We start from the raw sequence: 11,329 nt of genomic DNA on the forward strand, positions 1-11,329 counted from the left end.
CCCGCCCGGGCGGGCCGCGCGGGCTCCCGGCTCGTCGGGCGGCTCGGGGAGCTGGACCTGCTGGAGGAGCGCTGGGGTCGGGCCGCGACGGGGCGCCCGGGCCTGGTGCTCCTGCGGGGCGACGCCGGGGTGGGCAAGACCCGCCTGATGACCGAGGCCGCCGAACGGGTGCGCCGCGCCGTCGCGGTGGTGGCGGGCGCCCGGTGCTTCGGCACCGCGGGCCGGCTCGCGCTGGCCCCGGTGGCGGACTGGTTGCGCACCCCGGCGATCCGCTCCGCGCTCACCGACCTCGACCCGGTCTGGCGGACGGAGGTCGAGCGGCTCGTGCCGACGACGCGGACCCGGGACGGGCCCGGGCCGCCCGCCATGGTCGACGCCTGGCAGCGGCACCGCTTCTACGAGGGTCTCGCCCGCGGACTGCTCCACTCGGGCCGCCCTGTCCTGCTGACGATCGACAACCTGCACTGGTGCGACCCGGAGACGCTCGCCTTCGTCACCTTCGTCCTCGGCCCGACCCCGGACACGCCGGTCCTGGTGGTCGCGACCATGCGCGACGACCCCGACGACCACGAGCCGGGGCTCGACCGCTGGATCACCCGCATGCAGGCCACCGGCCTGCTCACCGAGGTGCCGGTCACGCCGTTCGACGCGGCGGACACCGCCACCCTGGTCGAGGCCCTGACCGGCCGGGCTCCCGATCCGGGCGCCGCCGCCGAGCTGCAGGCCACCACCGGCGGCTTCCCGCTCTACATCGTCGAGAGCGCCCGCGCGGGTGCCGCGGCCGGTCCCGCGCCGGGGTCGGCCGACCGCGCGGACGGGGTCACCGCGGTGCTCGTCCGGCGGCTGCAGCAGCTGAGCCCGCCCGCCGGCGAGCTCGCCGGGCTGGGCGCGGCCGTCGGCCGGGACTTCACCCTGGACCTGCTCACCGAGGCCGCCGACCTCGACCCGGACACCGTCGTCCGGGCCGTCGACGAGCTGTGGCGCGCGCGGATCCTGCGGGAGACCGGCGACGGCTACGACTTCTCCCACGACCTGCTGCGGGAGGCGGCCTACGCCCAGGTCAGCCCGCCCCGGCGGTGGCTGCTGCACCGCCGGGTCGCGCAGAGCCTGGAGATCCTGCACACCGACGACCCCGAGGCGGTGTCCGCGCAGCTCGCCGAGCAGTACGCCCGGGGCGGCAACGCCGAGCGGGCGATCGGGTACTACCGGCGCGCCGCCGCCGTGGCCGCCGGCATGTTCGCGCACAGCGAGGCCGTCCGGCTGCTGGAGGAGGCCCTGGCCCTGGTGCGCACCCTCCCGGAGGGCCCCGGCCGCACGCGCCGTGAGCTCGCCCTGCTGGAGGCCATGGCCGCGCCGCTGAACGCGCAGTTCGGGTACTCGTCGGCCCGCGTGCGCGAGACGCTGGAGGGCGCGGTGGCCCGGGCCGAGCTGCTGGGCGACCGGGAGGCGCAGCTCAACGGGCTCGTCGGGCTCTGGACATCGTTGTTCGTGCACGGCGACACCGAGGAGGCGCACCGCACCGCCGGTCGGGCGCTGGCCCTGGTCGAACCCGGCTCCGAGCTCAGCGGGCCGGCGCACTTCGCCTTCGGCGGCTCGGCGCTGAGCCTGGGCCGCCCCGCCGAGGCCCTCGAGCACCTGCAGCACGCCGTCGAGTTCGGGGGCTACCACCCGCTGAGCATCGGCACGCGGTCGGACGTGCACGGGCGGGCGTTCGCGGCGCACGCGCACTGGCTGCTGGGCGACCCGCAGGAGGCGCTGGCCACCAGCCGGGACGCGATCGCGCTGGCCCGCACGACCGGGAACCCCTTCGTCCTCGCCGTGGCCCTGGCGTACGGGGCGATCACCCACCAGCTCCGGGACGACCGGGCGGACCTGCGCCGGGTCGTCGACGAGCTGCGCAGGCTGTGCGACCGCTACTCGTTCGCCTACTACGAGGACTGGGGACGCGTGCTGGACGGCTGGCTGCGACCCGACGCGTCGGGCACCGAGCTGATCCGGACCGGGATCGCCAGCCTCGAGGCGCACGAGGCGTTCGCCCGCATGCCCTACTGGCTGTCGCTGCTGGCGGACCGGCTGGAGCGCGACGGCCGGCCGGACGCCGCGGCCGCCACCCTCGACGCCGCCCTCGCGGCCGGGCGGGCCCACGACGACGTCTGGTGGGATCCCGAGGTCCTGCGCCGGCGCGCCGCCCACGACGACCCCGCGCGTGCGGTCGAACGGCTGCAGGAGGGCGCGCGGCTGGCCACCCGGCAGGGGAGCGTGGCGCTGCTGGCCCGGTGCCGCGCCGATCTGGAGGCCCGCGGCGCGTCCGAGGGGGCGTTCGCCGTTCGCCCGGGGACCGGAACGCCGACCGCGCACCCGAACGGCGGGTGAACGGCCCGTTCCTAGCGTCGGCCGGTGTCGCGTCCGAGCAGGTCGGGCGCACCGACCGACAAGGAGCGGATGTGACCACCACACCCTCCCGCACCACGAGCCCGACGACCCCGCCGACCCCGACGACCCCGCCGACCCCGACGACCCCGCCGTTCGCCGATCTCGCCGCCGACCTGCGGGGCGAGCTGATCCTCCCGGGCGACCCGGGCTACGACGACGCCCGTGCCGTCTACAACGGCATGATCGACCAGCGGCCGGCCGCGATCGCCCGCTGCCACGACACCGCGGACGTCGTCGGAGCGGTCCGGTTCGCCCGCGCCCACGACCGGGAGATCGCCGTCCGCAGCGGCGGCCACCACGCCGCCGGCCTCGGGGTCCGGGACGACGCGCTCGTGGTCGACCTCTCCGTGATGCGCGGCACCACCGTCGACCCCGACGGCCGCACGGTCCGCGTCGACGCCGGCTGCACCTGGGGCGACGTCGACGGCGTCACGGTGCCCTTCGGCCTCGCCACGCCGTCGGGTTTCATCGCCTCGACCGGCGTCGCCGGCCTCGCGCTCGGGGGCGGCATCGGCTACCTCACCCGCCGCTACGGCCTCACCGTCGACAACATGCTCGCGGCCGAGGTCGTGCTCGCCGACGGGCGCGTCGTCACCGCGAGCGCCGGCTCCCACCCGGACCTGTTCTGGGCGTTGCGCGGCGGCGGCGGCAACTTCGGGATCGTCACCTCCTTCACCTTCCGCTGCCACCCGGTCGGCGACCACGGCACGGTCCTCGGCGGGCCGGTCCTCTACGACCTGGCCGACACCGCCGAGGTGCTGCGCTGGTACCGCGAGCTGGTGCCGTCCCTGCCGGAGGAGCTCAGCGGCTGGTTCGGGCTGCTCACCATCCCGCCGGCGCCGCCCTTCCCGGAGGAGCTGTGGGGCCGCAAGGCCTGCGGCATCGTCTGGTGCTACAGCGGCCCGCACGACCGCGCCGACGAGGTGCTCGCCCCGGTCCGGGAGTTCGGCTCGCCCCTCGTCGTCGGGGTGGGGCCGATGCCGTTCACGGCGCTGCAGAGCGCGTTCGACGGCCTCTACCCGGCCGGCCTGCAGTGGTACTGGCGCGCGGACTTCTTCTCCGAGATCTCCGACGCCGGCATCGCGGTGCACGAGAAGTTCGGCGCCCGGCTGCCCAGCGGGCACTCGACGATGCACCTCTACCCGATCGACGGCGCCGCGGCCCGGGTCGCCGACGACGAGACCGCCTTCGCCTACCGTGACGGCGGATGGGCCGGCGTCATCGTGGGCGTGGACCCCGACCCGGCCAACGCCGAGGCACTCACGCAGTGGACCCGGGACTACTGGGAGGAGCTGCACCCGACCTCGGCGGGCGGCGCCTACGTCAACTTCCTCATGGAGGAGGGCCAGGACCGGGTCCGCGCGGCCTACCGCGGCAACTACGACCGGCTCGCCCGGGTCAAGCGGCGCTACGACCCGGACAACGTGTTCCACCTCAACCAGAACGTCCGCCCCGCGGCGGAGTGAGTCCGGCCGGCGCGGCGGGCGGGGCGAGGGGTCCCGCCCGCCGCGCCCCCGTGCAGCGCGGCCGGGGGGTCCGCCCGCCGCACCTCTGGGCACGACGGCCGCAGCGGGGCGGGTCGGAGGCGGTCTCGGAGGCGGTCTCGGAGGCGGTCTGAGAGGCGGTCTCAGAGGCGGTCGAGGAGGGCCCGGGTGAACTCGGCGGTGCCCGCGGTGCCGCCCATGTCCCGCGTCCGGACCTGCCCCTCGGCGAGCTGGGCGCGCACCGCGTCGAGCACCTCGGCGCCCGCCTCCGGGTGCCCGAGGTGGTCGAGCATCATCGAGGCGGACCAGATGGCGCCCAGCGGGTTCGCCAGGTCCTTGCCCGCGATGTCCGGCGCCGAGCCGTGCACGGGCTCGAACATGGACGGGAACTCGCGCTCCGGGTTGAGGTTGCCCGAGGGCGCGATCCCGATCGAGCCCGCGACCGCGGCGGCGAGGTCGGAGAGGATGTCGCCGAACAGGTTCGAGGCCACGATCACGTCGAAGTCCGCCGGGCGGAGCACGAGCTTGGCGGCGAGGGCGTCGATGTGCTCGCTGCGCAGCTCGACGCCGGGGTACGCGGCCGCCCGCTCGGCCACCACCTCGTCCCAGAACGGCATGGTGTGCACGATGCCGTTGGACTTGGTCGCCGAGGTGACGTGCCCGCGGCGGGACGCGGCCAGGGTGAGGGCGTGGTCGGCGATCCGGACGATGCCGGCCCGGGTGAACACGGCCTCCTGCACGGCCAGCTCGGAGGGCAGCCCGCGGTTCATCCGGCCGCCGATCTCGGAGTACTCGCCCTCGGCGTTCTCCCGGACGACGACGAGGTCCACCTCGCCGGCCTTCGCGCCGGACAGCGGGCTGGGCACGCCCTCCAGGACCGCGATGGGGCGGAGGTTGACGTACTGGGCGAAGGCGCGCCGGATCGGGATCAGCAGCCCCCACAGCGACACGTGGTCCGGCACGCCGGGCCAGCCGACGGCGCCGAGCAGGATCGCGTCGTGCGACCGGATCCGGTCGAGCCCGTCGGCGGGCATCATCGCACCCTCGTGCGCGTAGCGCTCGCAGGACCAGTCGAACCCGTCGTAGGTGAAGGAGATCCCGTGCCGGCGGCCCACGGCGTCGAGCACCGCGGTCGCCGGCGGGATCACCTCCTGCCCGATGCCGTCGCCGGGGATCAGCGCGATCCGGTGTGTCGTGCTCATGCGCTCACCTTCCCCGGGAGCGGCGACCGTCGCCAGCGGGAACGAGGCAGGTGCATCTGGCGGATCACCGCGTCGTCGCGCAGAGTGGGGTGGCGGGAGGGAACGATGACGTTTCGCAACGGTCCGGACACCGATCTGGACGTACTGGTGGTCGGCGCCGGGTTCTCCGGCCTCTACGCCCTGCACAGGCTGCGCTCCGAGGGCTTCCGGGTGCGGGTGCTCGAGCAGGGCGGCGGGGTCGGCGGCACGTGGTACTGGAACCGGTACCCGGGCGCGCGCTGCGACTCCGAGAGCTACTACTACTCGTACTCCTTCGACCCCGAGCTCCAGCAGGAGTGGGAGTGGACCGAGCGGTACCCGGAGCACCACGAGATCCGCGCCTACCTGGAGCACGTGGCCGAGCGGTTCGACCTGTACCGGGACATCGAGCTGGACACCCGGGTCGAGTCCGCGGCGTTCGACGACGACACCTCGACCTGGACGGTGCGTACCGCGGACCGCACGCTGACCTGCCGGTTCCTGGTCACGGCCGTCGGCTGCCTGTCCGCCGCCAACGTCCCGGACATCCCCGGGCTGGCCTCCTTCGCCGGGGAGTGGTTCCACACCGGGCGCTGGCCGCACGAGGGGGTGGACCTCGCCGGCAAGCGGGTCGGGATCGTCGGGACCGGGTCGACGGGCATCCAGGCGGTGCCGGTGGTCGCCGCGCAGGCCGCGCATCTGACGGTCTTCCAGCGCACCGCGAACTACAGCATCCCGGCCCGCAACGGCCCCGTCTCCGCCGCGGAGCGCGCCGAGGTGAAGGCCCGCTACGACGAGATCCGCCGGATCCAGCGGGAGTCGACGAACGGGCACCCGTTCCTGATCAGCGAGGTCTCCGCGCTCGCGGTCGACGAGGCGGAGCGGACGGCGATCTACGAGGCCGCGTGGCAGCGGGGGAGCCTGAAGTTCCGGGCCTCCTTCGCCGACCTGCTGACCAGCCGGGAGGCCAACGAGACGGCGTCGGACTTCATCCGGGCCAAGATCCGCGGGATCGTCCGGGACCCGGAGACGGCCGAGAAGCTGACCCCGCGCGACCACGGCTTCGCCACCAAGCGCCCGCCGATCGACACGGACTACTTCGAGGCCTACAACCGGCCGAACGTGTCGCTCGTCGACGTCCGGGCCGACCCGATCCGCGAGATCACCCCGGCCGGGATCCGGACGAGCGAGGAGCACCCGCTGGACGTGATCGTCTTCGCGACCGGGTTCGACGCGATGACCGGCCCGCTGCTCGGCCTCGACATCCGGGGCGCGGGCGGGCTGCCGTTGCGCGAGAAGTGGTCCGCCGGGCCGGTGTCGCACCTCGGGCTGCAGGTCGCCGGATTCCCGAACCTGTTCACGATCACCGGGCCGGGCAGCCCGTCGGTGCTGTGCAACATGCCGACCGCGATCGAGCAGCACGTCGAGTGGATCGCGGACTGCCTGGTCCACCTGCGGGAGAAGGGCGTCTCGCGGATGGAGACCACCGAGGAGGCCGAGCGGGACTGGGTGGCGCACGTCAACGAGGTGGCGGAGCGGACGCTGCTGCCGCAGGCCACGACGTCGTGGTACCTGGGCGCGAACGTCCCGGGCAAGCCGCGGGTGTTCATGCCGTACGCGGGCGGCATGGCCGCCTACGCGCGGACCTGCGCGGAGGTCGCCGAGAAGGGCTACGAGGGCTTCGTGCTCTCGGCGTGACGCACGGCGCGGCGGGGGAGCGCTCCCGCGCCCGCGAGGATGACCAGGCCGGCGAGGGGGACGACGAGCAGCCCGACGCGCAGCGAGGTCGCATCGGCCACCAGCCCGACGACGGGGGGCGCCACCAGGAACCCGATCCGCAGCAGCCAGCTGACGACCGTCAGGCCGGCGCCGGTGGGCAGCCCCGGCAGCTCGTCGGCGGCGTGCATGGCGGCGGGGATCAGCGTCGCCACCCCGAGCCCGGCCAGGCCGAACCCGACGATGGTGCCCGGTACCGTCGGGAAGGCCAGGGCCAGCCCCATCGCGACGACGACGACCGTCGCGCCGCCCCGGGCCACCGCCCGCTGCCCGAACCGGTCGACCAGCCGGTCGCCGACCACCCGGCCCAGGAACTCCAGCGCCTGCAGGGCCACGAACCCGAGGCCGGCGACCGCCGCGGCCGCACCGAGGCTGCCGGACAGGTAGACGGCCGCCCAGGACGCGCCGGAGTCCTCGACCAGGGCGCCCGCCGACGCGATCACGCCGAGGACCAGCACGACCAGCAGGGCCCGCCCGCCGGCCCGGGAGCGCACGCGCGCCGGCGACTCGGTGGGCTCGCGCTCGGAGTCCTCCGGGCCGGGCAGCAGGAAGCGGTACGCGACCAGCGCGACCGTCACGAAGATCCCGGCCGAGACGCCCAGGTGCAGGCCGAGCGGGATCGCCAGCCCGGCGGCGGCGGAGCCCATCAGCCCGCCCAGCACCGATCCGGCGCTCCAGGTGGCGTGGAAGGAGTTGAAGATCGAGCGGCCGTAGCGGCGCTGCACGCGCAGGGCGTGCGCGTTCTGCCCGACGTCGACCACCGCGTCCGCGGCCCCGGCCACGAACAGCGCCGCGGCCAGCAGGCCCCAGCTCGGGGCGAGCCCGGCGAGCAGGATGCCGACGGCCACCACGACCATCCCGAACGTCGCGACCCGCGACGAGCGGAACCGCCGGACCAGCGTCGAGGCCGTCAGCCCGGCCAGCAGGGCACCGAACGGGAAGGCCGCGACCGCGGTGCCCAGCTGCGCGTTGCTCAGCTCCAGCGAGGCCTTGATCTCCGGGTACCGGGGGAGCAGGTTCGAGAACACCGCCCCGTTGGTGAGGAAGACCGCGGCGACCGCGATCCGCGCCCGCCGGTCCGTGCGTGTGGTCCCTGTCGCGCCGGTCCCACCGGTCGTGCCGTTCGCCATCGGGGTGCAGCGTACGGAACGTGCCGGCGGGCCGCCCGGGATTGCCCGGCTCACCCGGCGCCCACCCCGGGTGCCCGCCGAGTTCAGGCCGCGCACGCCACCGCGGGCTCGAGCCCGACGGCCGCGCCCACGGCCCGGGCCAGGCTCCGGGCGTGGTCGGCGCCGGTCTCCCAGGCCCGGGCGTCGTGCCGCCAGGCGATCACGCCGTCGGGCCGCACCAGCAGGGCCGAGCCCGGGCCGAGCCCGCAGCGGCGGGCGACCCGGTCGTCCCCGACCTCCGGAACCGCGACGGGGACCGGGAGGTGCGCCGCCGCGGCGCGCCAGTCGGCCGCCTCCGCGCCGGTGAACAGGGTGAACCCGGGCCCGAGCAGGTCCAGCACGGCCCGCCGGCGACCCTCGGCCCGGACCCACACGTGCGGGAGCCGCTCGCCGGGCTGCGCGGTCCCGGTCCCGACGTGCAGGTCCCCGTCGGCGGGACCGGCGACGACGGTCCCGGACCGGTAGGCCAGCCCGACGTCCCCGGTCAGGCCGTCGATCCGGTCGGTGACGCCGGGACGCAGCGAGCGCAGCGCCCGCGCCCGGCCGACCGGCTCGCGTTCCTCGGCGTAGGAGTCGAGCAGCGCCGGGCCCGCCCACCCGCGGACCGCCCAGCCGAGCCGCCAGCCCAGCTCGTGGCCGTCGTGGATCGCGGTGTTCATGCCGTTGCCGCCGACCGGGGTCATGCGGTGCGCGGCGTCGCCGACCAGGAACCCGGGGCCGGAACGCATCGTCGTCGCGACCGCGCCGGCCATGGTGAAGGCCTGCGTGCCCAGCAGCCGCGGCTCGAGCGCGGGCAGGCCCGTCGCCGTGCGCAGCAGCCACCGCCAGTACTCCGGTGTGTAGTGCGCGATCCGCTCGGCCCCGGTGCCATCGCCGCCGTCGGGGAGCTGCCGGGCGTAGCACCAGCGCCCAGCGCCGACCGGCAGCAGCACACCGGCGGCCTCCGGGTGCTCGATGGTCCACAGCACGCTCGGTTCGCGGGCGAAGTGGGCGTCGACCCCCGATCCGGCGTCCGGCCGGAACAGCACCTGGACGTAGTCGCCGAGGGTGCCCAGCTCCTCCAGGCCGATGCCCAGGGCCGTCCGGACCCGGCTGCGGGGCCCGTCCGCCCCGACGACGAACCGGGCGCGCACCCGGTCGCCGCCGGCCAGGCGCGCCTCGACCCCGGCAGCCGCCGGCAGGTCGACCACCGAGAGGTCGACCAGGGCGCTGTCGAAGCGGACCTCGCCACCGCGCCGGCGCAGCTCCGCGACGAGCAGCGGCTCGAGATGGTCCTGCGGGCACAGCAGCGGGTGCGCGGCACTGGCGCGCAGGGCCTCGCGCCGCGTGGGATAGCCGACGTCGCGGTGCTCGCGTGCCGGGGCCACCAGGGTCTCGGCGACCGCGACCCGCGGCGGGACGTCGCCGATCGAGCCGGCCAGCACCGCGTCGGTGAGGCCCCACTCGCGCAGGATCTCCATGGTCCGGGTGCTCACTCCGGTGGCGCGCGGGATGGTCGAGGTCGTGCTGCGCCGCTCGACGACGAGGACGCGGGCCCCGTGCGTCACGGCCGCCAGGGCCGTCGCGAGCCCGGCGGGACCCGCGCCGACCACCAGGACGTCGGTCTCGGTGAGGCTCCCGTGCCGGGAGCCGGCGTGTTTCTGCATGTCCGGGAGCGTGCGCCCGGGCCGCCCCCGCCGGATCCGTGAGCACTACGGAGCTTCGCCCCCGACCCACCGGTGCAGCTCCGTGCGGCGCGGCGCGCCCGTCTTCGCCAGCAGGTTCGCGACGTGCGTCTCCACGGTGCGCCGGGACAGCACCAGCCGCTGCGCGATCTCGGGGTTGGTGAGGCCGCGCCCGACCAGCACGAGGACCTCGTACTCGCGCCGGGTCACGCCCTTCTCCCGCAGGAGCGCCGGGACGGTCGTGCCGTGCCGGCCCCGGGTGGGCGCCCCGGCGGCGCGCAGCAGGTCCCGGCAGGTGCGGGCCTGCAGCTCCGCGCCCGCGGCCTCGTGGGCGGCGAGATCGGCGCGCAGGGTGGGCACGGGGTCGTCCCAGCCGTCGTGCACCGCGCGCTCGAGCACCATCGGCCGCAGCAGGCGCCGCCACCAGGCCCGCCGCCCCAGCAGCCGGTCGCCGCGCACCCGAGCCCGTGCCGCCTCGGCGGCACGGCCCGACCGACCGGCGTCGACGGCGTCGGCGAAGGCGAGCGCGGCCCGGATCGACCGGGACAGCCCGGAGGGATGGGCTGCCAGCCGCTCCCGGGCCCGCGCGCCGCCGCCGAGGACGGTGTCGAGCAACAGCCAGGCCCCGACCGGGGCGACCATCGGCATCGCCCGGTCCGTCAGCACCAGGTCGATCTCCGAGCCGAACTCGCGGGCCGCGCGGGGCAGGTCGTGCTCGACCAGGGCGCCCACACCCCGGGCCAGCGAGGTCAGGGCCCGGTTCCCCGGGGTCGGTTCGGGCACGGCGGCGAGGAGCTCCTCGGCGCCGGCCGGGTCGCCCCCGGCGGCGACGGCGTACGCGGTCTGGATCCGGGCGATGTCCACGAGGGCCGGCAGGTGCAGCCGCAGGGCGGTGTCGAGGGCGCGCCGCGCGTGCACCTCGCTCGCGGCGGGTCCGTCGATCATCAACGCGGCGTCGGCCAGGATGATCCGCGCCGACGCCAGCTGGCCCAGCATCCCCGCGTCGCGCGCCAGCGCGCAGGCGAGGTCGAGGGTCGGGTGCTCGTCCGCGTCGAGGGCCTCCATCATCCCGGCACCGAACAGCGCGGTGACCCGCCACGGCGCCAGCCCGTGCTCGGCGGCGACCTGCGCGGCGCGGCGGAAGGCGGCGCTGCTGGCGGCGAGGTCGGTGCGCCAGTGGGTGCGGGCGCGCACACCGAGGGCCTCGCACAGGCTCTCCGGGGCGCCGGCCGCCTCGGCCCGTGCGATCGCCTCGGTGGCGAGGGCCGCGGCCTCGTCGACCCTCCCGGCGCCGAAGGCGGCGTCGGCGAGCAGGACCGCCGAGCGGGGGTCGGCGGGCCGCCCGGCCCGCTCGACGTAGTCCTCCGCCGCGGCCCACCGCCCGGCGACGACGGCGGTGCGGGCGAGATCGAGGCACAGGCCGGCGTGCCGGTTCCCGGTGAGGCCGGGCAGCCGGGCCGCGCCGAGGTCGAGGGCCTCGTGCGCGCGACCGGTCAGGGTGAGCACGCGGATCCGCTCGCGCCCCACCTCGGCCGCGAGCGCCGGGTCGGGTCCGGCGCGCTCGGCGGCGTGGGGTCGGGCGG

Annotated in this window: 7 protein-coding genes; 3 read left to right on the top strand and 4 right to left on the bottom strand. The window is 76.2% G+C overall.

Features of this window, described 5'->3' with window-relative positions; genetic code table 11:
* Positions 1-2,373 (top strand): ATP-binding protein (locus tag ACFQH9_RS31280; RefSeq protein WP_379571934.1); only part of this gene is annotated, 2,373 nt, incomplete at its 5' end.
* 71 nt (positions 2,374-2,444) lie between these two features.
* Positions 2,445-3,899 carry an FAD-binding oxidoreductase gene (locus ACFQH9_RS31285; protein ID WP_379571936.1) on the top strand — a complete coding sequence of 485 codons (1,455 nt, stop codon included), beginning with the start codon at positions 2,445-2,447 and terminating at the stop codon, positions 3,897-3,899.
* A gap of 161 nt (positions 3,900-4,060) precedes the next feature.
* Here ACFQH9_RS31285 and ACFQH9_RS31290 read toward each other — a convergent pair whose 3' ends face one another.
* Positions 4,061-5,119: a tartrate dehydrogenase gene (locus ACFQH9_RS31290; protein WP_379571938.1), complete on the bottom strand. Its 1,059-nt coding sequence runs from the start codon at positions 5,117-5,119 to the stop codon at positions 4,061-4,063.
* Positions 5,120-5,224: 105 nt separating this feature from the next.
* Between ACFQH9_RS31290 and ACFQH9_RS31295 the strand changes: the two genes are divergently transcribed.
* Positions 5,225-6,835: a flavin-containing monooxygenase gene (locus tag ACFQH9_RS31295; protein ID WP_379571940.1), complete on the top strand. Its 1,611-nt coding sequence runs from the start codon at positions 5,225-5,227 to the stop codon at positions 6,833-6,835.
* Here the strand turns inward: ACFQH9_RS31295 and ACFQH9_RS31300 are convergent.
* The 3 genes from ACFQH9_RS31300 to ACFQH9_RS31310 form a co-directional block, all read right to left on the bottom strand.
* Entirely contained in the window at positions 6,808-8,043 is a 1,236-nt protein-coding gene (locus ACFQH9_RS31300; protein WP_379571942.1) for an MFS transporter, read from the bottom strand. The genes ACFQH9_RS31295 and ACFQH9_RS31300 overlap by 28 nt on opposite strands.
* An 83-nt stretch (positions 8,044-8,126) precedes the next feature.
* On the bottom strand, positions 8,127-9,728 hold the full coding sequence (locus ACFQH9_RS31305; protein WP_379571944.1) for an FAD-dependent monooxygenase: 1,602 nt from the start codon (positions 9,726-9,728) through the stop codon (positions 8,127-8,129).
* Positions 9,729-9,773: 45 nt separating this feature from the next.
* Positions 9,774-11,329 (bottom strand): helix-turn-helix transcriptional regulator (locus tag ACFQH9_RS31310; protein WP_379571946.1); only part of this gene is annotated, 1,556 nt, incomplete at its 5' end.

The sequence above is a fragment of the Pseudonocardia lutea genome (assembly GCF_042658055.1).
GTDB classification, from domain to species: Bacteria; Actinomycetota; Actinomycetes; order Mycobacteriales; family Pseudonocardiaceae; genus Pseudonocardia; species Pseudonocardia lutea.

What these genes read in the sequence shown, in the direction of transcription:
- ACFQH9_RS31290 (WP_379571938.1), bottom strand. Translation starts at nt 5,119, where the DNA reads ATGAGCACGACACACCGGATCGCGCTGATCCCCGGCGACGGCATCGGG.
- ACFQH9_RS31295 (WP_379571940.1), top strand. Translation starts at nt 5,225, where the DNA reads ATGACGTTTCGCAACGGTCCGGACACCGATCTGGACGTACTGGTGGTC.
- ACFQH9_RS31300 (WP_379571942.1), bottom strand. Translation starts at nt 8,043, where the DNA reads ATGGCGAACGGCACGACCGGTGGGACCGGCGCGACAGGGACCACACGC.
- ACFQH9_RS31305 (WP_379571944.1), bottom strand. Translation starts at nt 9,728, where the DNA reads ATGCAGAAACACGCCGGCTCCCGGCACGGGAGCCTCACCGAGACCGAC.